Annotated in this window: 17 protein-coding genes; 11 read left to right on the top strand and 6 right to left on the bottom strand. The window is 71.2% G+C overall.

The features are described 5' to 3' along the window. Positions 1 to 18: 18 nt before the first annotated feature. A complete protein-coding gene (locus ACWDMM_RS18150; RefSeq protein ID WP_357108917.1) occupies positions 19 to 534 on the bottom strand; it encodes a gamma carbonic anhydrase family protein in 516 nt (171 codons plus the stop codon). Positions 535 to 544: 10 nt separating this feature from the next. Next, a complete protein-coding gene (locus ACWDMM_RS18145; protein WP_357108920.1) occupies positions 545 to 1,540 on the bottom strand; it encodes a GlxA family transcriptional regulator in 996 nt (331 codons plus the stop codon). A 71-nt stretch (positions 1,541 to 1,611) separates the two neighbouring features. Between ACWDMM_RS18145 and ACWDMM_RS18140 the strand changes: the two genes are divergently transcribed. After that, the gene (locus tag ACWDMM_RS18140; protein WP_195077730.1) at positions 1,612 to 2,379 is read left to right on the top strand and encodes an MBL fold metallo-hydrolase; all 768 of its coding nucleotides are present in this window, start codon (positions 1,612 to 1,614) and stop codon (positions 2,377 to 2,379) included. Between the two features lie 130 nt (positions 2,380 to 2,509). After that, entirely contained in the window at positions 2,510 to 3,619 is a 1,110-nt protein-coding gene (ald, locus tag ACWDMM_RS18135; RefSeq protein ID WP_195077731.1) for an alanine dehydrogenase, read from the top strand. On the opposite strand, the gene sigJ is transcribed toward ald, so the two are convergent. Further along, a complete protein-coding gene (gene sigJ, locus ACWDMM_RS18130; protein WP_357108924.1) occupies positions 3,620 to 4,570 on the bottom strand; it encodes an RNA polymerase sigma factor SigJ in 951 nt (316 codons plus the stop codon). Positions 4,571 to 4,708: 138 nt separating this feature from the next. Between sigJ and ACWDMM_RS18125 the strand changes: the two genes are divergently transcribed. Continuing rightward, a complete protein-coding gene (locus tag ACWDMM_RS18125; protein ID WP_357108927.1) occupies positions 4,709 to 5,626 on the top strand; it encodes a cobalamin biosynthesis protein in 918 nt (305 codons plus the stop codon). A 281-nt stretch (positions 5,627 to 5,907) separates the two neighbouring features. Continuing rightward, entirely contained in the window at positions 5,908 to 6,297 is a 390-nt protein-coding gene (locus ACWDMM_RS18120) for a VOC family protein (protein WP_195077734.1), read from the top strand. A 52-nt stretch (positions 6,298 to 6,349) separates the two neighbouring features. On the opposite strand, the gene ACWDMM_RS18115 is transcribed toward ACWDMM_RS18120, so the two are convergent. Together ACWDMM_RS18115 and ACWDMM_RS18110 are read right to left on the bottom strand one after the other, a co-directional pair. After that, positions 6,350 to 7,240 carry an SURF1 family cytochrome oxidase biogenesis protein gene (locus tag ACWDMM_RS18115; protein WP_195077735.1) on the bottom strand — a complete coding sequence of 297 codons (891 nt, stop codon included), beginning with the start codon at positions 7,238 to 7,240 and terminating at the stop codon, positions 6,350 to 6,352. Next, positions 7,240 to 7,761 (bottom strand): low molecular weight protein-tyrosine-phosphatase, encoded by a 522-nt coding sequence (locus ACWDMM_RS18110; protein WP_195077736.1) that lies wholly within the window; start codon positions 7,759 to 7,761, stop codon positions 7,240 to 7,242. Before ACWDMM_RS18110 ends, ACWDMM_RS18115 begins: the two co-directional genes overlap by 1 nt. Before the next feature lie 44 nt (positions 7,762 to 7,805). On the opposite strand from ACWDMM_RS18110, the gene cobC reads away from it, so the two are divergent. The 7 genes from cobC (at position 7,806) to ACWDMM_RS18075 (ending at position 23,314) form a co-directional block, all read left to right on the top strand. Next, positions 7,806 to 8,846, top strand: a complete 1,041-nt coding sequence (gene cobC, locus ACWDMM_RS18105) for an Rv2231c family pyridoxal phosphate-dependent protein CobC (protein WP_357108931.1) — start codon at positions 7,806 to 7,808, stop codon at positions 8,844 to 8,846. A gap of 355 nt (positions 8,847 to 9,201) precedes the next feature. Beyond that, positions 9,202 to 10,323 (top strand): Nif3-like dinuclear metal center hexameric protein, encoded by a 1,122-nt coding sequence (locus ACWDMM_RS18100; RefSeq protein WP_449938482.1) that lies wholly within the window; start codon positions 9,202 to 9,204, stop codon positions 10,321 to 10,323. Between the two features lie 123 nt (positions 10,324 to 10,446). Beyond that, complete coding sequence (locus ACWDMM_RS18095; protein WP_195077943.1) at positions 10,447 to 11,091, top strand: hypothetical protein; 645 nt, start codon at positions 10,447 to 10,449, stop codon at positions 11,089 to 11,091. Between the two features lie 72 nt (positions 11,092 to 11,163). Further along, a complete protein-coding gene (locus tag ACWDMM_RS18090) occupies positions 11,164 to 11,901 on the top strand; it encodes a zinc ribbon domain-containing protein (RefSeq protein ID WP_195077739.1) in 738 nt (245 codons plus the stop codon). A 31-nt stretch (positions 11,902 to 11,932) separates the two neighbouring features. After that, positions 11,933 to 13,114 carry a bifunctional RNase H/acid phosphatase gene (locus ACWDMM_RS18085; RefSeq protein WP_449938479.1) on the top strand — a complete coding sequence of 394 codons (1,182 nt, stop codon included), beginning with the start codon at positions 11,933 to 11,935 and terminating at the stop codon, positions 13,112 to 13,114. Positions 13,115 to 13,428: 314 nt separating this feature from the next. Continuing rightward, positions 13,429 to 15,900: an FAD-dependent monooxygenase gene (locus tag ACWDMM_RS18080; protein ID WP_449938477.1), complete on the top strand. Its 2,472-nt coding sequence runs from the start codon at positions 13,429 to 13,431 to the stop codon at positions 15,898 to 15,900. Positions 15,901 to 16,078: 178 nt separating this feature from the next. Further along, positions 16,079 to 23,314 carry an amino acid adenylation domain-containing protein gene (locus tag ACWDMM_RS18075; protein WP_449938474.1) on the top strand — a complete coding sequence of 2,412 codons (7,236 nt, stop codon included), beginning with the start codon at positions 16,079 to 16,081 and terminating at the stop codon, positions 23,312 to 23,314. Between the two features lie 7 nt (positions 23,315 to 23,321). Here ACWDMM_RS18075 and ACWDMM_RS18070 read toward each other — a convergent pair whose 3' ends face one another. Continuing rightward, the gene (locus ACWDMM_RS18070) at positions 23,322 to 24,134 is read right to left on the bottom strand and encodes a helix-turn-helix domain-containing protein (RefSeq protein WP_449938471.1); all 813 of its coding nucleotides are present in this window, start codon (positions 24,132 to 24,134) and stop codon (positions 23,322 to 23,324) included. Positions 24,135 to 24,224 lie beyond the last annotated feature (90 nt).

Genomic DNA, 24,224 nt, shown 5'->3' with positions numbered 1-24,224 from the left:
TGATCAGTGTGTCCTGTTTCACACCTCATTCGCCGTGCGATGTTGGGCTGTATTTGCTAGGTAGACAGTCGCATTCAGGCGAATGCGATCTTGCTCCTCGGCGCCGAGTTCGCGCCGCACCTTGCCGGGCACGCCCGCCACGAGCGAGCCGGGCGGAATCCGCGCGCCTTCCGGGATCAGCGCGTTGGCCGCGATCAGGCTGCCCGGCCCGACCACGGCGCCGTTGAGGATGGTGGCGCCCATGCCGACCAGCACGTCGTCGCCGATGGTGCACCCGTGCAGGATCGCGTTGTGCCCGACCGAGACACCCGTCCCGACGGTCAGCGGGAAGCCCGGGTCGGCGTGCAGCACGCAGCCGTCCTGGATATTGCTGCGCGCGCCGACCTCGATGGTCTCCAGGTCGCCGCGCAGCACCGCGCTGTACCAGACGCTGACTTCGGCATCGAGCCGCACGCGGCCGATCACGGTGGCGTTCGGCGCGATCCACGCGCTCTCATCGATCTCCGGCGCATGTTCGCCCAGCTGAATCCGCATGGCCACGAACTTAGCTGGCCTGGCTGTCCGGGTCGCTCATGGCCCGCGGGGCGGCAGGCCGGTGCTGCCCCTGGAAGCTGGCGCGGTGGGCGGCGGGACTGGTGCCGAGGATGCGGTGGAAGTGGTGGCGCAAGCTCACCGCCGTGCCGAAGCCGGTGTCGGCGGCGATGCGTTCCACGGTGTCGGCGGTGGATTCGAGCAGCAGGCGCGCGCGGTCGGTGCGCTGGAGCAGCAGCCACTGCTGGGGGCTGGTGCCGGTGCGGTCGCGAAAGCGGCGGGTGAACGTGCGCCGGGACATGAGCGCCACGCGGGCCCAGCGGTCCAGGTCGAGCGGGTCGCCGAGATTCGCGCGCGCCCAGACCATGGCGCGCTCGATCGGATCGTCGTCGGCGGCGTCGGGCACCGCGACGGGAATGTACTGCGCCTGGGAGCCGCTGCGATGCGGGGCGGTGACCAGTGCCCTGGCCAACTCGGTGGCCGCTTTGCTGCCGAGATCGCCGCGGACCAGATGCAGGCAGCAGTCCAGCGCCGCGGCCACCCCGGCGGAGGTCACGACGTCGCCCAGATCCGACCACAGCGTGTCGGCGCGGACCCGGACCGCGGGGAACGCGCGGGCGAGTTCCGCCGCGGAGGCCCAGTGGGTGGTGACCTCGCGACCGTCGGCCAGGCCGGTGGCGGCCACCGCCCAGGAACCGAGGCACAGCCCGACGATTCTCGCGCCGCGCGCGTGGGCGGCGCGCACGGCGGCGCGCACGTCGGCGGGCAGCGGTTCGCCGAGTGGCCAACTCGGGATCACGACGGTGTCGGCGCGGGTCAGCGTCTCCAGGTCGTGCTGGACGTGGATGTCGAATCCGGCGGGGGTGCGCAGTCTTCCGGGGCGCTCGGCGCACACGTCCACGCGGTAAGGCGCCGGCCCCTCCACGCCGACCCGGCCGAAGACGAGGCTGGGCACGGACAGATGGAAGGGGCTTATCCCGTCGAAAGCGAGGACGGCCACCGTACGCATGGCCCGATCTTAACGGTAAGCGGCTCGCGGGCCACTGTCTCCGGACTTACGGGCAAGACAAGATCAACGGCATGAGCAACACGATCGAACGCACCGGCCTGGAACTCCTGCATGTCGGCGGCCCCACGGTGTGGTTCCGCTACGCGGGCCGCACCTGGCTGACCGACCCCACCTTCGACGAACCCGGCGACTATCCCGGCCCCGTCACGCTGCACAAACTCACCGGGCCCGCGGTATCGCAGGAGGACATCGGCCCCGTGGACGTGGTGCTGCTCTCGCACGACGAACACGCCGACAACCTCGACGACTCCGGCCGGAAGTTGCTGACCACGGTGCCGACCGTGCTGTCCACACCCGGTGCCGCGACCCGCATCGACGGCGTGCGCGGGCTGGCCGAATGGGAGACGGTGACGGTGCACGGCGTGCGGGTGACCGCTGTGCCGGCCCTGCACGGCCCCGAGGGCTGCGAGCCGTTCAGCGGAGTCGTCACCGGGTTCGTGCTGCGCGCCGAAGGCGAGCCGACGGTGTACGTCTCGGGCGACAACGCGTCGGTCGAGCTGGTGCGCCGGATCGCCGAGCGGATCGGCCGCATCGATATCGCGGTGCTCAATGTGGGCGCCGCGAACATCGGCCGTTTCGGCGACACCGACGTCACCCTGAACGCGCGCACCGCGCTGCAGGCGGCAGAAGCGCTCGGTGACGCGCTGATCGTGCCGGTGCACGCCGAAGGCTGGGCGCACTTCAGCGAGACGCTCGACTATCTGGGCCACGTCTTCCGCTACGGCGGCCGCGCCGAGCAGTTGCGCGTTCCGCCGCTGGGGCGCACCACCACCGTGTGAGCCGGCCCGCCCGCGTCCAGCTGGACAACGTGCCGAGAAACTCGCCCACGGCACGGGGTCAGGATGGTCGCCGTGCGCGTCCGGCGCGTCGGTCGTGGCGCGGACCCCGGCCCGGGGCGACGATGACGGTATGAGGATCGGAGTACCACGGGAGGTCAAGGAGCAAGAGTTCCGGGTAGCCCTGACGCCTGCGGGCGCGGGGGAACTGACCGGGCACGGACACGAGGTGCTGGTGCAGGCGGGCGCCGGGGCCGGATCGGGATTCCCCGACGCCGCCTACGCCGCGGTGGGAGCCCGCCTGATTCCCGACGCCGACCAGGTGTGGCGGGAAGCCGAACTGGTGTTGAAGGTGAAGGAGCCGATCGCGCAGGAGTACCCGCGGATGCGCCGGGGGCAGGTGCTGTTCACCTTCCTGCACCTGGCCGCGTCACGCGAATGCACCGACGCCGTGCTGCGCTCGGGCATCACGGCCATCGCCTACGAGATGGTGCGCGCGGCCGACGGATCGTTGCCCCTGCTGGCTCCGATGAGCGAGATCGCGGGCAAGCTCGGCGCGCAGGTCGGCGCGTATCACCTGATGGCTCCGCTCGGCGGCGCCGGACTGCTGCCGGGCGGCGTCCCCGGCGTGCGTCCGGCGGAGGTCGTGGTGCTCGGCGGCGGCGTCGCGGGGTCGAACGCGGCCGCGGTCGCCGTCGGCATGGGCGCGCGCGTCAGCGTGCTGGACACCAACCTGAACCGGTTGCGGGAACTGGACGCCCGTTTCGACGGGCGGATCGTCACCGTCGCCTCGAACGCCGCCGAGGTCCGGCGCGCGGTGCTGTCGGCCGATCTGGTGATCGGCGCGGTGCTGGTTCCCGGCGCACGCGCGCCGGAGCTGGTCTCCGACGAACTCGTCGGCGATATGCGCCCGGGCGCGGTGCTGGTGGACATCTCCATCGACCAGGGTGGCTGTTTCGCCTCGGCGCGTCCGACGACGCACGCGAATCCGACCTACCGGGTGGCGGATTCGTTGTTCTACTGCGTCGCCAACATGCCGGGGGCGGTGCCGCACACCTCGACGATCGCGCTCACCAACGCGACCCTGCCCTACGTGCGGGCGATCGCCGAACTCGGCTGGCAGGAGGCATGCGCCAGGCGCCCCGATCTCGCGCACGGGCTCACCGCGGACGCCGGGCGGCTGCTCTCGGCGGAAGTCGCGGCCGCGCACGGGTATTCGCGGCCGCTCGGCGTCGCGGGCTGACTACTCCCGCTCGGCGCGGCGTCCGCCGATGTACCAGTCGGGCTCGCCGGTGGTCGGCAGGTCACGCAGCTTGTCGGGGTTGCGCACCACGTCGATCGCGACGATACGACCGGCGTCGACGGTGAAGGAGAACACCCCCGTGTGGGTGCCGTCGAAGACCACCAGTCCGGGCTGGCCGTTGACCAGCACGGTGCGGCCCCAGCCGCCCGCCACTTGGTACCAGCCGAGCAGCAACTTGGCCACGAGCTCGGCGCCGTGCACGGGCTGGCGGATCGCGGGCACCTTGCCGCCGCCGTCGGCGGTGAGGCTCACGTTCGTGTCCAGGACGCCGAGCAGGGCGCTGAGATCGCCGGAACGCCAGGCCAGTGCGAAGGCCGACACCACCTTCTTCTGCTCGTCGGGGGAAGCGGGGAAGCGCGGAGTGCCCTGCTCGACGTGTTTGCGTGCCCGGGAGGCCAGTTGGCGGACGGCGGCCGGGGTGCGGCCGACCACTTCGGCGACCTCGGGACCGCTCATGCCGAAGACGTCCTGCAGCACGAACGCGGTGCGCTCTGCGGGCGACAGCGACTCGAGCACGACCAGCAGCGCGGTGGTGACCCGTTCGTCCTGGGTGATCCGGTCGGCGGGGTCCTCCCAGCTGGTCACCTCCGGCTCCGGCAGCCATTCGCCCACGTACTGTTCGCGGCGCACCCGGGCGGAGCCGAGGTGGTCGAGGGCGAGCCGGCCGGTGACGGTGGACAGCCATGCCCGCAGGTTGTCGATCTCACCGGCGGCGCCGGTCTCGTACTGGCGCTGCAACCGCAGCCACGCCTCCTGCACGACGTCGTCGGCGTCGCTCAGACTGCCCAAGGTGCTGTAGGCGAGCCTGCGCAGATACGGGCGGTGTTCCTCGAAACGCCGAGCCAGCTCGGCCGGGTCGAGATGCTCGGGGGAAGGCTGCTCGGAAGTCACTGCTGTTCGCCGTTCGTCGTTCGGGCCCCCGCCGGGGCGAGTCTATGGATGCGTCACCGGGTCGACGACGCGGGGACGCGGAGTGTGACACGGCCGGGCCGTGCGGGCCGGTCGGGGACCGCCCGATAGTGTCGCCGGGTGCAGAAGGGGACCTCCACCGCGCTCGGGTTGCTGCTCGGTTTCGCGCTCGATCGAGCGTTCGGCGATCCGCGGCGGTGGCATCCGGTGGCCGGATTCGGTTCCGCCGTCGCTGCGCTGGAGTCGGTGACCTATGCCGACCGGCGCGCCGCGGGGCTGGTGCACGAGGCCATGGCCGTCGGCGCGGTGGTTGGGCTGGGCGTGGCTTTTCGCCGGGGCGGCGTGGCCGCGACCGCCGTCGCGACCTGGACCGTGCTGGGGGGCCGAAGCCTGGCCCGGACCGGTCGCCGGATGGCCGACCACTTGGCGGAGGACGATCTGGACGGCGCCCGCGCGCTACTGCCCTCGCTGTGCGGGCGCGACCCGCGGGCGCTCGATGGCGACGGTCTGGCTCGCGCGGCCCTGGAGTCCATCGCCGAGAACACCTCCGACGCGGCCGTCGCGCCGGTGCTGTGGGGAGCGGTGGCGGGCATTCCGGGTTTGCTCGGGTATCGCGCGGTCAACACGCTCGACGCGATGATCGGCTACCGCAACGAGCGCTACCGGCGATTCGGCTGGACCGCCGCGCGCGTCGACGACGCGGCCAATCTGGTCCCGGCGCGCGTCACGGGGGTGCTCACCGCCCTGCTCGCCCCTTCGATCGGTGGACGACCCGCCGCCGCCCTTGCCGCGTGGCGGCGGGACGCCGCCGGGCATCCCAGCCCCAACGCGGGCGTGGCCGAAGCATCGATGGCCGGGGCGCTGGGCGTCCGGTTGGGTGGCCGCACCGACTACCCGCACGGCGTGGAGCTGCGCCCGACCCTGGGTGACGGTCCGGCTCCGACCGTGCACGACCTGCGCCGCGCCGTCCGTCTTTCCGAGGCCGTGCAGTTCACCGCCACCCTGCTCGCCGCCGCCGTGGCCGCGATCAGGCGCTGACCAGGTCTGCGATTGCCGCCGCCGGAGTCTGCGCGGCAAGCCGCGCCAGGCATAGCCGCGTGCCGCCGCAGCCGGGGCCGGCGCGGCGGTGCGGGTTCGCCGCCCTGGCAAGCCATGGCGAACGGCAGCTACAGAACCGAGTCAACGGGGCGCACCGGCGGCCCCAGCCGGTTGCGATCGCCCTGCGACCGTGGGTCACCGGCCGCAACATGCGGATCACCCCTATCAGCGAGCGCCGTCGACCGCGTGAACCCGCGTTCGGGCTCGGCTAGGGTCGGCAGGTGCGAATCGCGCTCATGACCATCGTGGTGGCGGAGTACGACGCCGCGATCGACTTCTTCGTCCACGCGCTGGGATTCGAGCTGATCGAGGACTCCCCGGCGCGCACCGACGACGGCCGCCCGAAACGGTGGGTGGTCGTGCGGCCGCCCGGTGCCGAAACGGGCATCCTGCTCGCCCGGGCCGACGGTGAGACGCAAGCGGCGGTGATCGGGCAGCAGGTCGCGGGCCGTGTCGGGTTCTTCTTGCAGGTGGACGACTTTCAGTCGGCGTATGACCGAATGGTCTCGCATGGTGTCGAGTTCGTCAGAGTGCCCCGTAGCGAGTCATACGGGCAGGTGGCTGTCTTCCTCGACATCGCGGGCAACCGGTGGGATCTGCTCGGCCCGTAACAGCCTCAGCGGCCGTCCGGCGTCGAGTCAGGGCGGAGCGGAACTGCCCGGATCAACCGCGGCCGCGGCCGTAGCGGTCGGCGAGGCGGGCTTCCGTGGTCGGTGCGGCGGGCGTGGCCGGGGCGACCGGCTCCGACCGGGCCGGGTCGGCGGGAGACGTGGCGCGGGCTGGTTCGGCGGCGCCCTTTTCTTTCCTTCTCTCCCGGATCTCTGCGTAGATGAAATAGCCGAGGCCGAGGGGAGCCATGATGCCGAAGGCGAGCCATTGCAGGCCGTAGGAGAGGTAGGGGCCGGCATCGAGCTGGGGGAGCGGAGTGGGCGTGAACGCGCCCGGCTGGTTGTCGCTCAGTTGCAGATAGCCGCCGCGTTCGCCGCCGGTGGGCACGGGAGTCAGGGACTGTCGCAAGACCGCCGTCTCCTGGGTGGTGTCGATGGAGTACACCTGGCGATAGCCGTCCTGGACGCTCGGGTCCTTGCCGGGCGTGACGCCTTCGGACATGCGGACCCTGGCCTCGATGCGCTGCGGCCCGGCGGGTGGCTCGGGGACCTGCGGCGGGCGCGACCCTTCGACGGCCGACACCAGTCCGCGGTCGACGAGCAGCACCCGTCCGTCGTCCAAGCGGAACGCCGCCAGCACCGCGTATCCCGGCGCGCCGTCGAGGTGGCGCAACCGGACCAGAACCGTCGAGTCCGGCACATAACTGCCGGAAGCGGTGACACGCCGCCACTCGGTGTGCTCGCTCGCCGTGCCGGACAGCACGGTGGTGACATCGACCGGATCGGCCCGCACCGAGTCCGCGATCAGCTGGTTGCGGTGCGAGGTGGCCGTGTTCTTGCCGAGCTGCCACGGCGCGAGCACGGTGAAGCAGAGGTAGGCGAACGCGGCGACCAGCACCGCCAGGATCAGCCAGCTGGGGCGCAGCAGGAACGCGAGCCTGCGCATCACGGTCGCTCGTCGGGAACGGGGCGCAGACCGGGCGGTTCGGCGGCCGCGAGTTCGGCGCGCACCCAGTCGAGCAGGCCGGGGACGGCGGCCTCGATCTGGGCGCGCACGAGTTCGAAGTCGGCCGCGTCGCCGTAGTAGGGGTCGGCCACGTCATGACCGTCGGCGTCCGGGTCGAAGGCGCGCAGCAACCGCAGCCGCTCGGCGGGGACGCCGAGGCGGGCCAGGTCGCGCTGGTGGGAGCGGTCCAACGCGACCACCAGGTCCGCGTCGCTGTGCTCGGCGCCGAACACGGCGGCGACGTGCCCGGTCGGGTAGCCGTATTTGCGCAGGGTGGCGCTGGTGCGCGGGTCGGCGTCGTCGCCGACGTGCCAGGAACCGGTGCCCGCGCTGCTCACCCGCACCCGGTTGGCCAGTCCGGCCCGGTACAGGTGCGAGGCGAAGATCTTCTCCGCCATCGGAGAGCGGCAGATGTTGCCGGTACAGACGAACGAGACGTGCAGCTGGCCCACGCCTGCCATTCTGGCCGGTCCGGACGCGTGACCGCCACGTAGGGTGTGGTCTCGTGGCCGAGGACACCGTCGATCGAGCGAAACTGCGTCACCACGGCGACGTGGACGCTCGTCCCGGCATGCTCGATTTCGCGGTGAACGTCCAGGGTGACGCGCCGCCGGAATGGCTGCGGCGGCGCTTGGCCGCGCGCCTGTCCGATCTGGGGCGTTATCCGAGCGCGGAGGACGCCGAAACGGCCCGCCGCGCGGTCGCGGCCCGGCACGGCCGCGATCCCGACGAAGTGCTGCTGCTGGCCGGCGCCGCGGAAGGCTTCGCCATGCTGCCCCGCCTCGCGCCGCGGTCGGCCGCGGTGGTGCATCCGTCGTTCACCGAGCCGGAACTCGCGCTGCGGGAGGCGGGCGTCCCCGTCACCAGGGTGGTGCTGGAACCGCCCTACCGGCTCGATCCCGCCGGGGTGCCCGCCGAAGCCGACCTGGTGGTGCTCGGGAACCCGACCAATCCGACCTCGGTGCTGCACCCCGCCGACACCATCCGCGCCCTGCGCAGGCCCGGTCGCGTCATCGTGGTCGACGAGGCCTTCGCCGACGCGGTGGCCGGTGAGCCGGAATCGCTGGCCGCCGACCCCGCGCCCGACCTGCTCGTCCTGCGCAGCCTCACCAAGACGTGGGCGCTGGCGGGGCTGCGCTGCGGCTACTTCCTCGGCGCGCCCGGCGTGCTGGCGCGGCTGGCCCACGGGCGTCCGCACTGGCCGCTGAGCACCTTGCAGCTGGAGGCGATCACCGCCACCGCGAGCCCGGTCGCCGTGGCCGAATCCGAGCGCCGTGCCGAGACGCTCGCCGTGCACCGTGCCGCGATGATCGAGCGCCTGAGCGACCTCGGCGTGGCGGTTCACACTCCGGCGGAAGGCCCGTTCCTGCTGCTGCGCGTGGCGGACGGCGAATTGCTGCGCAAACACTTGGTCGCGGAGGGGATCGCGGTCCGGCGCGCGGACACCTTCCCCGGCTTGGGCCCGGATCATCTGCGCGTCGCGGTCCGTGGCCCCGCGGAGGTCGATCGGCTGGTCGCGGCGATCCGATCGGCGGATGTCCGGTGAGTGCGAGGCTCCGGCCGCGCCACGTCGATCCCGCGCGCAGGCCGGCCGGACGGACGGAGATCTCGCGCGCCGGAAGTCTCGCGGCCGGCGGCCGATCTTCACGACTCGGCGAGAACCTGCTGTGGAGTCGGTCGGAATTCCGCCGCATGGTGATCGCCGCATCGGGCATCCGGACGAGCAATGCAGCAGGCGGCGGTCACCTCGACAGCCGCTCCAGCGGCGCTCGTGGCGCCGGACTGCGCCCGACCACGCACAGCGCGTGCCCTAGAGAGGCGAGCGCACGCAGCCGCGCCGGCACGTCCGGCAGTGCACCCGGTGCCGCACAGTGCAGGACCGAAGCGAAGGAAGGTGGACGATGACCACGCTCGCGGATCTCATCGGGGCGCTCGACGCGGCCTACCCGCCCGCGCTGGCCGAGCCGTGGGACTCGGTCGGCCTGGTCTGCGGTGACCCGGCCGAAGAGCTGACCCGAGTGCTGTTCGCGGTCGACGCGACCGCCGCGGTCGTCAACGAGGCGATCGACTGGCGTGCGCAGGCGCTGGTGGTGCACCACCCGCTGCTGCTGCGCGGCGTCGACACCGTCGCGGCGAGCACGCCGAAAGGCGCGCTGCTGCACCGGCTGATCCGCGCCGGCTGCGCGCTGTTCACCGCGCACACCAACGCCGACTCCGCCGATCCCGGCGTCTCCGACGCGCTGGCCGCGGCCATCGGTCTCACGGTGACCGGACCGCTGGACGCGAAACCCGAAGCTCCCGTCGACAACTGGGTGATCCAGGTGCCACGGACGCACACCGATGCCGTGCTCGCCGCGCTTTTCGCCGCGGGCGCGGGTGCGGGCGGGCACTGTTGCGACCGTGCGCTGCGCGTGCCCGCGACCGAGCAATTCCGTCCGATCGCCGAAACCGGTCCGGACCAAGGTTCGCTGACGGAACTGCGGTACGTCGAGGAGGACCGGATCGAGGTGTCCGCCCCGCGCTCCGCGCGTTCGGCGGTGCTCACCGCGCTGCGCGCGTCGCACCCCGGCGAAGACCCGGTCTATCACATCGGGGAACGCGCCGAGCTGCCGTCCTCGCTGGGCATCGGTCGGGTCGGCACGCTGCCGCAACCGGAATCGCTGCGCGCCTTCGCCGATCGCGTGGCCCGGGCCCTCCCGCCCACCGCATGGGGCGTGCGCGCCGCCGGTGACCCGGACCGCACCGTCTACACGGTCGCGGTCTGCGGCGGCGCGGGCGACTCCTACCTGGGCAGGGCCACCGGACTGGGCGTCGACGTGTATCTGACCTCCGACCTGCGCCACCACCCGGTGGACGAGCACCTGCGCAAGGGCGGGCCCGCCGTGGTCGACGCCGCCCACTGGGCGACCGAATTCCCTTGGTGCGCACAAGCGGAAGCGGTCGTGCGAACCGCCCTGCCGGGTCTGGAGACCAGGGTGTCCACGGTGCGCACCGACCCGTGGACGGTGCACGCGCCCGGCTGATCCGGCGAAGCCGTTGTCCCGGCGCAGAACTGGCAACGGCGTGTCGGGGCGTGTCCGCGCCGAGCCGGGAAAGGATGGGCGGTTCGGGTGAATCGACCGGTTCGCGCGGGGTACAACTACCGCATGAACTTCCCGGTCGATTTCGGGCTCGTGCAGATCGGGCTGATCCTGCTGCTGGTCGTCGGTGTCGCGCTGATCATCTCCGGTCTGATCGCCGCGCGGCGGGTGGGAATGCGGCCGCTGCTCGCGCGGGGAACGGGTGGGCTCGCACTGCTGCTGGTCGCCGCGGTGCTGCTGTGGATCGCGACCCTGCTGCAGACCTACCTCGGATTGACCGGCGAGATCAAGGCGGCGCACGTGGTCGCCAAGCCGGTGGCGGGAGAAGAACACCTGCTCGACGTCGACCTCACCTTGTACGGCGACGACGACCACCCCGAACAGCGCCTCACCCACCGGGTCGAAGGCGACATGTGGGTGCTGCAGGCGGGCATCGTGGAGCTGGAACCGTGGGTGAACGCCCTCGGCTTCCACTCCGGTTACCGGATCAGCCGCCTGTACGGCCAGCGCCTCGACGGCGTCGCGACCAAGCAGAACCAGATCTTCCTCAACGACGGCGACCGCGACTTCTTCGCCGACATGCGCGAGGGCCGCTGGTGGACCCAGCCGTTCGTGCGCTCCGCCTACGGCAACGCGGTCATCGCGGTGCCCGGCGAGTACGACGTCTACATCTCCCGCGACGCGATCAAAACCCGCGCCGTCGGCGGCTGACGCCGGTCCGCCGATCCGGCGGGGTACGGTTGAACACCAGTCCCGTCCACCCCGTCCAGGAGTTTGTCCGCGTTGAATGTCGAACCCCCGATCCAGGCCGAGCTGCTGCGGCTCGCCGCCGTCGACGCCGAGCTGACCCGGATCGCGCACCGCCGTACCGTGCTGCCCGAGCAGCAGGAGGTGGCGCGGCTGGAAGCCGAGCGCAACGCGCACTCCGACGCCGCCGTGGCCGTGGAGATCGTGCTGGACGACCTCGATCGCGACATCCGCAAGCTGGAGGGCGAGGTCGACGCGGTGCGCAAGCGTGAGGAGCGCGACAAGAGCCTGCTCACCGCGGGAACGGTGAACGCCAAGCAGCTTTCGGAGATCCAGCACGAGCTGGGCAGCCTGCAGCGCCGCCGCTCCGTGCTGGAGGACGAACTGCTCGAGGTGATGGAGCGGCGCGAGGCCTCCGCCGCCGATCACGAGCACGCGGGCGCGCGCTTGAGCAAGACCGACGAGGAACTCGCCGCCGCCCGGCGACAGCGCGACGAGGCGCTCGCGGATCTGGACGTGGCGCAGACGCGCTGCGAGACCGATCGCGCCGGCGTGGTCGCGAAGTTGCCCGGCGAGCTGCTGGCCATCTACGACCGTCAGCGGCAGCAGCACGGCGTCGGCGCCGCGCTGTTGCAGGCGCGCCGCTGCGGCGCGTGCCGCATCGAACTCGATCGCGGCGAGATCGCCCGCATCGCCAAGACCGCCCCGGACGTGGTCGTGCGCTGCCCGGAGTGCGGCGCCATCCTGGTCCGGACCAAGGAATCGGGGCTGTGAGTTCGCCGCGACCGGTTGCCACGGGAGTGCGATGAGTTTCCCGGAGGTGATCGTCGAAGCCGACGGCGGCTCGCGGGGCAATCCGGGGCCTGCCGGGTACGGCGCGGTGGTCTACGACGCCGACCACCTCCGGGTGCTCGCCGAGCGCCGGGAGTTCCTCGGCGTCGCGACCAACAACGTCGCCGAATATCGCGGATTGATTGCGGGGTTGGCGGCGGCCGCGGAACTGGGCGCCGAATCGGTCGTGGTGCGTATGGATTCCAAGCTGGTCGTCGAGCAGATGTCCGGTCGCTGGAAGATCAAGCACGCGGCCCTGATCCCGCTCGCCGACCAGGCGCGCAGGATCGCGGCCGGGTTCGCCCGGGTGAGCTACGACTGGATTCCGCGCGCGCAGAACGCCCATGCCGACCGGCTGGCGAACGAGGCCATGGACGCCGGAGCCGACGATGTCCGTGCGGCCGCCACCAGCTCGACGGAGGCCGCCGATCCGGCCCTCGCGGCCACGGAGCGCGAGCTGCCGAGCTGGATCGGCCAAGCCAGGGACGCGAACGCCGGGCAGACCGAGCCTGCGCGGCACGGCCCCGGCTGGACCAGCGCCATCGGCAGGCCCACGCGTTTGCTGTTGCTTCGCCACGGCCAAACCGAGTTGTCGCTGCAGCGCCGCTATTCCGGTCGCGGCAATCCGCCGCTCACGCCGCTCGGCGGCGAGCAGGCCGCGCGTGCTGCGAAAATGCTGGCCGCCAAAGGCGATATCGCCGCGGTGGTCAGTTCGCCGCTCGGCCGGGCCAGGGAGACCGCTGAGGCGGCCGCCGCCGCGCTCGAGGTTCCGCTGGAGATCCACGAGGGGTTGATCGAGACCGACTTCGGCGCGTGGGAAGGTCTGACCTTCGCGGAGGCCGCGCAGCGCGATCCGGATCTGCACGCCCGCTGGATCGGCGACCCCACCGTCGCCGCGCCGGGCGGGGAGAATTTCGAGGAGGTCCGCGCACGGGTGGACGCCGCGCTGCGCGACCTGCTCGAGCGGTATCCCGGCGCCAATGTGGTGGTGGTCAGTCACGTCACCCCCATCAAGACGCTGCTGCGGCTTGCTCTCGATGCGGGCCCGTCGCTGCTGTATCGCTTGCATCTGGATCTGGCGTCGCTGTCGATAGCGGAGTTCTATCTCGACGGCGGGTCTTCGGTGCGTCTGGTGAACGATACGTCCTACCTCTGAGCCCGGCGACGTGCCGGAATCGAGGGCGAACGTGGTGCACGGAGGGCGAATTATGCACCATTGCAACACATTTGCGTTTCACAATCGCATGATGCGGTGAATCTCACTTCAACTCGGCCTTGCGCGCCGAGTAGCGGTAGGCTTCCGGACGGTCAGGCACAGGCGTCCCAGCTGCCTGCCCGGCCGGGGCCGACACGGTGGCCTCGGCCGGCGCTGCGCAGCGGGACGGTTTCGCGCGGGCGGTGTGGCCCGCGGGCCGCGTCGCGGCACGAAGCACCTGTGCCGTCGAGTTGTTCGATGAGAGTGCAGGTTCGATGAGCAGTCCGATCAAGGTTGTCGTTCTCGGGGCAGGGATCGGAGGACTCACCACCGCGGCCGCCCTGCGGCATGCGGGATTCGGCGTCGAACTATACGAAGCGGGCCCCGAACTGCGGGCACAGGGCTTCGGACTTTCGGTGCAGGCCAACGGCATCAACGCACTGCGCACCCTCGGCCTCGGCATCGACGAGCAATTGCTCGAGCGCGGCGGCCGGGTCGAGACCTTCCGCTTCTGCAACCCCGACGGCAGCCCGATCCGGGTGCTTCCGGTGCATCGGCTCGACGCCCAGCTCGGCGCACCCGCTGTCGCACTGCACCGCACCGATCTGCACGACGTGCTGCTGAGCGCGATCGGTGACACGCCGACTTTCACCGGCGCGCAAGCCATCCGGTTCGTCGACGACGGCGAACACGTGCGCGTCGAGTTCGCCGACGGCCGGGTCGCCGAGGGTGACCTGCTCGTGGGCGCCGACGGCATCCACTCGGTGGTGCGCGCCCAGTTGCACGGCCGCGCCGAGCCGCGTCCCGGCAATTTCGTCTGCTGGCTGGCCTGCATCCCGTTCGAGCATCCCAATGTCGCGCGCGGGTTGTCGGCGCATTTCTGGGGCACCGGAATGCGTTTCGGCATTCACGACATCGGTCACGGCCGGGTGTACTGGTGGGGCACCAAGACGCTGCCCGCCGACGAGGCCGCGAACTGGCAGGGCGGCAAGGACGACCTGCTGCGCCTGTACGCCGACTGGGCGCCGGAGGTGCGCGCCTGCATCGAGCAGACCGACGAGGCGGCGATCCTGGCCGTGCCCGCGCAGGACCGTCCGCCGCTGGCGGGGTGGGGCCGCGGCCGGGTGACGCTGCTCGGCGACGCGGCGCATCCGATGCTGCCCAGCCTCGGCCAGGGCGCCAACGCCGCGATCGAGGACGCGGTGGTGCTGGCCGGTGTGCTGCGCAACTCCCTGGATCCGGTGGCGGGCCTGCGTCGTTACGAGAAATTGCGCGCCGACCGCACCGCCATGTTCGTCAACGGATCGGCCTCGCTGGCCAAGATCGAGCAGACCACCGACCCGCGCCTGGTGCGGGTGCGCGACACCTACTTCCGGCACGCGCCCACCGAATTCTTCCTGCGTAACCTCGGCAAGCCGATGTCCTTCCCCGAACCGGACGGGCCGACCGCGCGGCTGCCGCGTCCGCTCTCCCCGGTCGAGCGCTGGCACTGGATCGCCGATCAGCTCGCGCCGCTGCACATCCTGTCGCGGGTGCGCATCCGGGGCCACGTCGAGGCCGAACAGATCCGCGCGGGTCTGGACGAAGTGCAGCGCAGGCATCCGCTGTTGCGGGTCGCCGTCGCCGCCGAACCGGACGGCACCGCACCGCGTTTCGTGCCGGTGCAGGCGCCGATTCCGCTGCGGGTGATCGAATCGGAGGACAGCACGAACTGGCTGGCCGAGGCCGACGAGGTGGAGCTGCGCGAGCCGTTCGACTGGCGCACCGGCCCGCTGGCAAGGGCGGTGCTGATCAAGGAGACCGACGGCACCAACGAGCTGATCGTCACGCTGCACTACGCCATCGCCGACGGCGAGAGCGCGCTGTCGGTCGCCAAGCAGGTGCTCCAAGCGGCCGCAGGGGAAGGGGGCGATTTCGCACCCGCTCCGGTCCGGCCGGGCCCGGAGGAACTGTTCCCGCCGCGCTTCCAAGGCGCGGGCGGTGCGCTGCGCACCGCGGGTTCGTTCCTGCGCGACCAGAAGTCGCAGCTGCGCAAGCCGCGCAGGCTGGAGCCGACCAGGCTCGCCCCGCCGGCGCAGCGGCGCAGCCGGGTGGTGCACCGCAGCCTCGACGGCGACCGGTTGGACGCGCTCACCGCGGGCTGCGCCCGCCACGGCGTCGGCCTGCAGGCCGCCCTCTCCGCGGCGCTGCTGATCGCCGCGGCCAGGGAGGCGGGCACCGAGAAGGCCGCCTGGTACACCGTCGGCAGCTCGGTCAACTTCCGTGACCATCTCGACGGCGCCGCGGGCGACACCGAAGTGGGCACCTATCAGGGCATGATCGCCACTCCGGCCAAGTACGCGCCGTGGGCCTCGCTGTGGGAGATCGCCGCCGAGATCGAACGCGAGTACGGCGCCAGGATGGACCGGCGCGATCACCTGTCCGCGCTGAACCTGCTGAAGGTGGCCGCGCCGAAGTCGGTGGCCGCGAGCGCGTCCACGGTGAAACTCATGGACACCCGCGGCCCCGGTCATCTCTGTATGACCTACCTGGGCGACTACCCGTTCCCCGACAAGATCGGCTCCTGGCAGCTGGAGGGCGCGCAGTTCGTCTCCGGCATGTCCGTCAGCGGCTTCATCATGGCGACCGCCAACGCGACGCACAACGAGCTGTCCCTCAACATCGGCTACGTCGAGCCGGCGGTCTCCCGCGACCGAGCCGATCGTCTGGCCGACGAAAGCGTGCGTGCGCTGCTGTCGGCTTGCTGACCGGCCCGCATACCCCGCGATAACAACAGCAGAGTCGCGGCATCGGCACTGCCGATGCCGTGATTCGCGATATCGATAACTGGATAAGTGTGGTAGCAGCTTTGCGTGTCAGCGATCAGGGTGGGCCCGAGCGGATCCGCGCACGGCCGGTGCCGCGACTGTCGCGATAGGAGTGACTGTGACATTCGAACCGAGTGCTACTTCCGAGAGACCCCCCGAAGCCTGGCCGGTCAGCGCGTACCAGCGCGATGTGTTGTCGGTGGCCTACCGGTATGCCCCGGCTCCGGTCACCCGGAACGCGTACTGCGCGTTCATGGACGAGCCCTTCGACATGGACCGGTTGCGCGCCGTGGTGCGCAGGGCGCTGCTGTCGGACGAGGCGCTGCGCCTGCGGTTCGAGTTCTCCGAAGGCCGTTTCTGGCAATGGGTCTCCGACGAGCTACCCGAGGTGGAGCTGGTCGATCTCAGCTGGGCCTCCGACCCGGCCGCGGCGCGCCGGGACTGGGTGAACCGGGCCAATGTGACGCCGTCCCCGCCGCGCCAGCCGTTCCGGATCGCCGCGCTGGTCGACGGGCCCGACCACTTCCATCTCTACGTGGCGATGCACCACGCGATGATCGACGGCTGGGGCGTGAACGCGCTGTGGAGCGCCCTGGTGGACAACTACAGCCGCGGCGACCTCTCGCTCGAGCAGCTCGCCGAGCCCGAGCCGTTCACCGAGCAGACCGACCGCAGTGCGGCGACCTACCGCAGGATCGCCGCCGAACACGAGGAGTATCTGTCCTCGCCGCAGTGGGCGGCGGACCGTGACGCGCTGGTGCGCCGCTTCGAAGGAGTGGTCCCCTCACTCTTCTCCGGACGCGCGAGCACCCCGAACGTCGATCGGGGGCGTCGGCGCGTGGTCGTCGAACCCGCGTTCCTCGACCGCATTCGAGCCACCGGCTTCTCCGTCTTCGCGTTCACCGTTTCGGCCCTGGCCGCCTACCTGACCACCATCCACCGCTCCGAGGAGGTGGTGATCGGAGTCCCGATGCTCAACCGGCACAGCGCGGAGACCTTCCGCACCGCCGGGCACCGGACGAACGTGGTGCCCCTGCGCATCCGGGTCGATCCCACCGAGCCGCTGTCGGCGGTCGCTACCGAGGTGGCCGCGCAGATCCGGGAACTCAAGCGCTACGAGCGCTTCCCGTACGGCGACCTGGCCCGTGCCCTCAGCAGCGATCCGACGGCTCCGCCACTGTTCGACGTGGCGTACTCCTACATCAAGATGCCGCCCTCGGATCACCTCGACAAGATCCTCGGCACGCTCGACATCGTCAATCCGGGCACGGTGCTCGAGGCGTTGAACATTCTCGGCGTCGAGCACGCCCGCGACGGCTCGCTGAACCTCCAGCTGTATTACGACAAGGACGTCTTCGACGAGAATTTCCCGTTCGAATCGGTCGTGCGCGGCGTCGGCGCGCTGCTGGTCGCGGCGCTGGACCGGCCGGAGGCGCCGATCTCGGACCTGCCGCTGATGCCGAGGCGGGAGCAGGCGGCCATCGCCGCGTTCGAATCCGGTCCGCGCGCGGAGTTCCCGTACACGACGATCGACCGGCTGGTCGCCGACATGGCCGCACGGCATCCGGATCGGATCGCGATCGAACCGGTGGCGGGGTCAGGGGAGCAGCCGCTGCGCTACGCCGAATTGTCCACGTTGGCCGACGGCTTCGCCGCCAGGCTGCACGCGCTCGGCGCGACCGGCAACGAATGCGTACCGGTGGTGCTGCCCCGCTCGACCGAGATGCTCGTCGCCATCTTCGGTGTGCTGCGGGCCGGTTGCGCGTACGTGCCGCTCGACCCGGACTTCCCGGCCGCTCGCATCGAGACCGTGCTCGCCGACTGCGGGGCGCGCTTCGTCGTGGCGGGGCCGCGGCATCAGGCGGTCTTCGACGAACTGGGCGTCACGAGGATCACGGTGGCCGACACCGTCCCGGCCCGCGGCGTCGAAAGCGTCTCGCACCCGGCGGATCTCGGCTACCTCATCTACACCTCCGGTTCGACGGGCGTGCCCAAGGGCGTGATGATCGAGCACCGGTCGGTGGTGAACCGCCTGACCTGGATGCAGCGGCGCTACCCGCTGCGCGAGTCGGACGTGATCCTGCAGAAGACGCCGGTGACCTTCGACGTGTCGGTGTGGGAGCTGTTCTGGTGGGCGATCACCGGCGCGCGGGTGGCGCTGCTGGAACCGGGCGGGGAGCGCGATCCGCGCCGCATCGCCGACGCGATCGCCGCGCACGGCGTGACGGTGCTGCACTTCGTGCCCTCCATGCTGGCCGCGTTCGTCGACGAACTCGCGGCCGACCCGGCGACGGTGGCGCGGCTGGGCAGCGTGCGGCGGATCTTCTGCAGCGGTGAGGCGCTACCCCCGGCGCTGGTGCGCCGGTTCCACGCGGTCTTCGCCGCGGCCGGAGCGGCGGCGCCGCAGCTGGTGAATCTCTACGGCCCGACCGAGGCCACGGTCGACGTGTCCTATTTCGACTGCCCCGCCGACGAGCCGCTCGAGGTGGTGCCGATCGGCCGCCCGATCGACAACATCGACCTGCTCGTGCTCGATCACATCGGCCGCCGGGTGCCGGTCGGCGTGCCGGGAGAGCTGAACATCGCGGGCGTCGGCGTGGCCCGTGGCTATCGCGGCAGGCCCGAGCTGACCGCGGCGGCGTTCGTCGACGATCGCGCGGTGCCGGGGCGCCGCCGGTACCGCACCGGTGACCTGGCGCGCTGGCTGCCCGACGGCAACCTGGAGTACCTGGGCCGCTTCGACGACCAGGTGAAGATCCGCGGCAACCGGATCACCCTCGGCGAGGTGCAGAACGCCATGCTCGGCTGCGCCGGGGTTCGTGCGGCGGCCGTGGTGGACGAGGTCTCGGAGGCGCACGGCGTGCAACTGGTCGGCTACTTCGTCGGCGCCGACGTCTCCGGCGAGGAGATCGCCGAGCAGCTCGCGGCCGGGTTGCCCCGCTACATGGTGCCGTCGCGGCTGATCCGGGTGGACCGGATCCCGCTGACCCGCAACGGGAAGCTGGACCGGCGCGCGCTGGCCGAGCAACTCGTCCTCGGTCACGGCGCCGAACCGGCCGAGGGCGGCGAGCCGCGCACCGATGTCGAGGCCGGACTCGCGCAGGTCTGGCGCACCGTGCTGGGCGTCGAGTCGATCGGCGTGCACGACAACTTCTTCACCCACGGCGGCGACTCCATCCTCGCGCTGGCCGTGCGGACCGCCGCCGAACGCGCCGGGCTCTACTTCGACGTGGACTCGTTCTACCAGGCGCCGACCATCGCCGAACTGGCCCGCGTGGTGCGCGACGACCGCCGCGACGAGCGCGGCCGCGTCGCCGCGCCGCTGGAGACGGTGCCGCTGATCGACCGCGCCGCGCTGTACCAGGCCGAGGACGCGTTCCCGGCCACCGCGCTGCAACTGGGCATGCTGTATCACAGCATCGAGCGCGCCGACTCGGTCACCTACAAGGACGTGTTCCGCTACAGTCTCGAAATCCCTTGGGACGCAGCTGAGTTCCGTGACGCGGTGGACCGGCTGGTGCGGCGTCAACCCGCGCTGCGCTCGTCGTTCGAACTGAGCAAGTACTCGGTTCCGCTGCAGATCGTGCACACAGCGCCCTCCTACGATCTCCAGATCGTCGATCTCGGCGAGATGGACGAGGCGGACGGCGAGGATCTGATCGAGATCCATCTCCAGGAGCGGGCCCACGCCCAGTACGACATCTCGGTCCCCGCGCTGTTCGCCATCCGGGTGTTCGTCCGCCCCGGGCCGCAGGAACCGGTCGGCACGGTGGACCTGGTGCTCAGCTTCCACCACGCCATCCTGGACGGCTGGAGCGTCGCCACGTCGGTGCTGGAACTGCTGCTGGACTACCTGCATCACCTGGGCATGACCCAGAACCAGGTCGAGGCCGCCCCGCATCCGGCCACCGTGCTCGCCGAATACGCGCGGGCCGAACAGGGCGCGGCACGCGACAGCGCGGCCCGCGCGTACTGGCGCACCGCCCTGGAAGGCGCCGAGCCCACCGCGCTGACCGCGCTCGGGGCGCACCAGCCGGTGGTGGCGGGCGTGCCGCAAGCGCGGGCGCTGGTGCCGCGCAGGCTGGCCGAACAGGTCTCGGCGTTCGCCACGCGCCATCAGGTGCCGGAGAAGTCGGTGTATCTGGCCGCGCACTGCCTGGCGCTGCGGGCGCTCACCGGCCGCACGGATGTCACCACCGGCGTGGTCAGCCACGGCCGCCCGGACCGGGCCGGCGCCGAACGAGTGGCGGGGCTGTTCCTCAACACGCTGCCGATCCGGTTGGACGGCGCCGCGACCACATGGCGCGCGGCGGTGGAGCAGCTCGCGCGACGCGAACGCGAGGCGTATCCGTTCCGCCGCTACCCGCTGCGGTCGATCCTCGCCGACGGCGGGCCGGTCTTCGAGACGGCGTTCAATTTCGTCAACTATCACGTCTTCCAGCCGATGCTCGTGCTGGACGGCGTGCGCCTGCTCGACTTCGAGGCCCGCGAGGAGACCAACTTCCAACTGCTGGTCACCGCGGCGACCGACCCGCGCGACGGCCGGATGTGGCTGCGGGTGGACGGCGATCACACGCTCACCGCCGAGCAATGCGAGACCGTGGCCCGCACGCAGCTGCGCATGCTGGCCGGTATCGTCGCCGACCCCGACACGGCGATCGACCGCGGCGTGGGCCCCGCGACCGCCCGCGACGTGGGCACTCTGGTGGCCGAGGCCGCCGCGCTCCATCCGTCGCGCGTCGCCTTGGCCGGTGACGACGAATCCGTCACCTACGACCAGCTGATCGAACGCTCCGACCGGCTGGCCCGGCGACTGGCCGGGCTCGGGGTGTCGCCGGGCGACCGGATCGGCATCCTGATGGGGCGCCGCCCGCAATTGATCCTGCTCGTGCTCGCGCTGACCAGGCTCGGGGCCGCGTGCGTACCGCTGGATGTCAGCTACCCGCGCGCCAGGCTCAATCTGATGATCGACCGCGCCCGCCCGCACCGCGTGATCGCCGACGCCGCCTATCGCGACATCGTCGACGAGGCCGCCTTGGTGCTGGACACCGCCGCGCTCTTCGACGATTCCGAACCCGACGCGGAAGTGTCGCTGCCCACGCACATCTCGCCCGACGCGGTGGCCTACGTCCTGTTCACCTCGGGCTCGACCGGCGAGCCCAAGGGCGTCGCGATGCCGCATCGCGGCTTGACCTCCCTGGTGGACTGGCAGAATCGCGCGGCCACCGGCACCGGCCTGCTGAGCACACTCCAGTTGGCGCCGTTGAGTTTCGACGTGTCGTTCCAGGAGATCTTCACGACCCTCGCGGCGGGGTCGACCCTGCGAGTGAGTTCGGCCGATCTGCGATCGAACGTCGAGCAACTGCTGCGCACGGTGGTGGATGAGCGCATCGAGCGGCTCTTCCTGCCGTACGTCGCCTTGCAGGCGTTCGCCGAAGCGGCAGTGGCGCACCGGATGTTCCCGACCGAGCTGAAAGTGCTGATCTCCTCCGGCGAACAGCTGCGCATCACCGACGAGATCCGCGCGCTGTGCAAGGTGGTGCCCGGTCTGGTGCTGGAGAACCAGTACGGCCCCACCGAATCCCACGTGGCGACCAAGTTCACCCTCACGGGTCCGGCCGACGAGTTCCCCGCGCTGCCGCCCATCGGGCGCGCCGTCGACGGCGACACCGTCGAACTGCTCGACAGCGCCCTGCGCCCGGTGCCGGACGGCGTGATCGGCGAGATCTATCTCGGTGGCCGCAGCATCGCCCGCGGCTACGAGGGCAGGCCCGCGCTCACCGCGCAGCGGTTCGTCGCCACGCACGCGGGCGCGGTCCGGTACCGCACCGGCGACCTCGGCGTCCGGCTGTTCTCCGGCGACATCGTCTGCCTCGGACGCAGTGACAGCCAGGTCAAGATCCGCGGCTTCCGTGTGGAACCGGCCGAAGTCGAGTTGTGCATCCTGAGCCTGGTGGAGAAGTTCCCCGGCATCACCGAGGCCGCCGTGGTGGCCCGTGGTTTCGGCGGCATCGACGGTTCGCTGATCGCGTTCCTGGTCGGCTCGCCCGAGCGGACCGACCTCGCCGCGCTGCGGCACGACCTGCGCACGATGCTGCCCGCGCACATGGTGCCCTCGCGGTTCGCCTGGCTCGACGAACTGCCACGCACGCCCAGCGGCAAGCGCGACGACGCGACGCTGCGCGCCTACGGCGAGGACGCCACCGAGACGGTGTCGGCGCGGCGGGAGCCCGCCGACGAATACGAACGCACGGCGGTCGAACTGCTGGCCGAGTACGCGGGGCTGCGCGCGATCGGCGTCGACGACGACTTCTTCGCCGCGGGCGGCACCTCGATCGGGGCGATGCGCGTGGTGATGGCGCTGTCGCGGCGCTGGGGCGTGGAGGTGCCGCTGGACGCGTTCATCGGCGCGCCCACCGCCGCCGGGATCGCCACGCTGATCCGGTCGGGCGACGTGCGGCGCACGTTCGACCCGCTGGTGCCGATCAGCGTCGGCGGCAGCAAGCCGCCGCTGTTCCTGGTGCACCCGATCGGGGGCAACGTGCTGTGCTACTTGGCGCTGGCGCGGTACCTGGATCCGGATCGCCCGATCTACGGATTGCAGGCCGCGGGCGCGGATTCCGGCAGCGCCCCGGAGAAGACCATTCCCGCGATGACGGAGTCGTATCTGCAAGCGGTGCGGCGGGTGCATCCGAAGGGGCCGTATCACCTGGCGGGTTGGTCGTTCGGCGGCTACGTCGCCTTGGAGATGGCCCGCCAGCTGCCCGAGCACGAGGTCTCCAGTGTGACGCTGCTGGACACGATGGCGCTGCGCGCTCGCACCCGGACCCCGATTCCGGAGGAGAAGCTCATCCGGTGGTTCTTCCTCGAGCTGCTGTGGTACGCGCGGGGAAGCCGTTCCGCGCTGGTCGATTTCGAGCCCGACGTGCACAATTCCGAGGACTTGTTCGCGGCGATGCTGGCGGAGTCGGTGCGGTCGGGCATCCTGCCCGCCGACAGTTCGCCGCAGGCGATCCGGCGGCTCTACGAGGTGTTCTTCGCCAACTACTCGGCCATGCTGGACTACAAGCTCGAGCCGTACGAGCGCGACATCACGCTGTTGCGCGCCACCGAGGGCCTGCCGCCGGGCGTCGATCTGGCGCACCAGACCGTGGGCAGCATGTTCGACAGCGCCGACAACGGCTGGAAGCAGTACGCGGCGCGCCGGTTCACGGTGATCGACGTGCCGGGCGATCACCTGAACATGATGACCGAGCCGAACATCGCCGAGCTGGGGCTGCGGCTGGACGAGGTGCTCTCGGCCGCCGACCCCGACCTGGACCGCGAGTGGGACGAATCCATGCTGGACGCCTGAGGTCCGCTCACGCCTTCGCCGTGGCCGCCAAGCGCAGCGCGGCCGCGGTGAAGGCGTCGAGGGGATAGAACAATTCGATGGCCAGCTCCGACAGCGTCACATCGGCCGGAGCGCCGAAGGTGGCCATCGTGCTGAACATCGACAGCTCGCCCGCAGGAGTGCGGATGCGGATCGGCACCTCGAACGGGCTCGGCGTGCCGGTCACCGCCGCCGCGGCGTCCGCCCCCGGCGGATCGGGGTAGCCGGAAACCTCGTCGTACAGCGCGGACAGTTCCGCGTCCCCGCTCGCGCTGACCTGCCTGGCCAAACGCTCCAGGAACAATTCCCGCACCTGGGCGAGGTTGGCCAACCGGGACGAGAGGCCATCCGGGTGCAGCACCAGCCGGTAGACGTTGGGCCGGGGCGCGCGCACGTGCTCGGGGACGCCGTCCATCAGCACGCTCATCGCCGCGTTGCCCACCACAACGTTCCACAGCCGGTCGATCACCACCGCGGGGTACGGTTCGTGCGCGGTCAGCATGGTCTCCAATGCGGTGCGCACCGACGCGAGATGGGCGTCGTCGAGACTGCTCTCCAGGTAGGCGGGGGCAAAACCCGCCGCCACCAGCACAGTGTTGCGTTCGCGCAGCGGCACCTCCAGCGTGTCGCACAACCGCAGCACCACCGCCCGGCTCGGCGCGGCGCGGCCGGTCTCCACGTAGGACAGGTGCCGCGCCGAGGTGTCCGCCGCCAGTGCCAGGTCGAGCTGGCTCAACCTGCGCCGTTGCCGCCATTCTCGCAGCAGGATGCCCGCTCTCGACTGTGTTCGCGCCGGTGTCACCCGGCCAGTGAAGCATCCCGCCCCGCGGTGCGGCCATGACCTCCGAGGTTATTGAGACGCGCACCTGCGGCCTGCAGGCTCGGCGCCGGG

The organism is Nocardia sp. NPDC003726 (assembly GCF_053586955.1).
The sequence above is the reverse complement of the archived record's forward strand: the minus strand, read 5'-3'. Positions and strand labels throughout refer to the sequence as shown.

Bases quoted from the DNA above. Each gene is read 5' to 3' on its own strand.
- ACWDMM_RS18150 (WP_357108917.1), bottom strand. From the start codon at position 534: ATGCGGATTCAGCTGGGCGAACATGCGCCGGAGATCGATGAGAGCGCG.
- ACWDMM_RS18145 (WP_357108920.1), bottom strand. From the start codon at position 1,540: ATGCGTACGGTGGCCGTCCTCGCTTTCGACGGGATAAGCCCCTTCCAT.
- ACWDMM_RS18140 (WP_195077730.1), top strand. From the start codon at position 1,612: ATGAGCAACACGATCGAACGCACCGGCCTGGAACTCCTGCATGTCGGC.
- ald (WP_195077731.1), top strand. From the start codon at position 2,510: ATGAGGATCGGAGTACCACGGGAGGTCAAGGAGCAAGAGTTCCGGGTA.
- ACWDMM_RS18115 (WP_195077735.1), bottom strand. From the start codon at position 7,240: ATGCGCAGGCTCGCGTTCCTGCTGCGCCCCAGCTGGCTGATCCTGGCG.
- ACWDMM_RS18110 (WP_195077736.1), bottom strand. From the start codon at position 7,761: ATGGCAGGCGTGGGCCAGCTGCACGTCTCGTTCGTCTGTACCGGCAAC.
- ACWDMM_RS18100 (WP_449938482.1), top strand. From the start codon at position 9,202: ATGACCACGCTCGCGGATCTCATCGGGGCGCTCGACGCGGCCTACCCG.
- ACWDMM_RS18095 (WP_195077943.1), top strand. From the start codon at position 10,447: ATGAACTTCCCGGTCGATTTCGGGCTCGTGCAGATCGGGCTGATCCTG.
- ACWDMM_RS18085 (WP_449938479.1), top strand. From the start codon at position 11,933: ATGAGTTTCCCGGAGGTGATCGTCGAAGCCGACGGCGGCTCGCGGGGC.
- ACWDMM_RS18080 (WP_449938477.1), top strand. From the start codon at position 13,429: ATGAGCAGTCCGATCAAGGTTGTCGTTCTCGGGGCAGGGATCGGAGGA.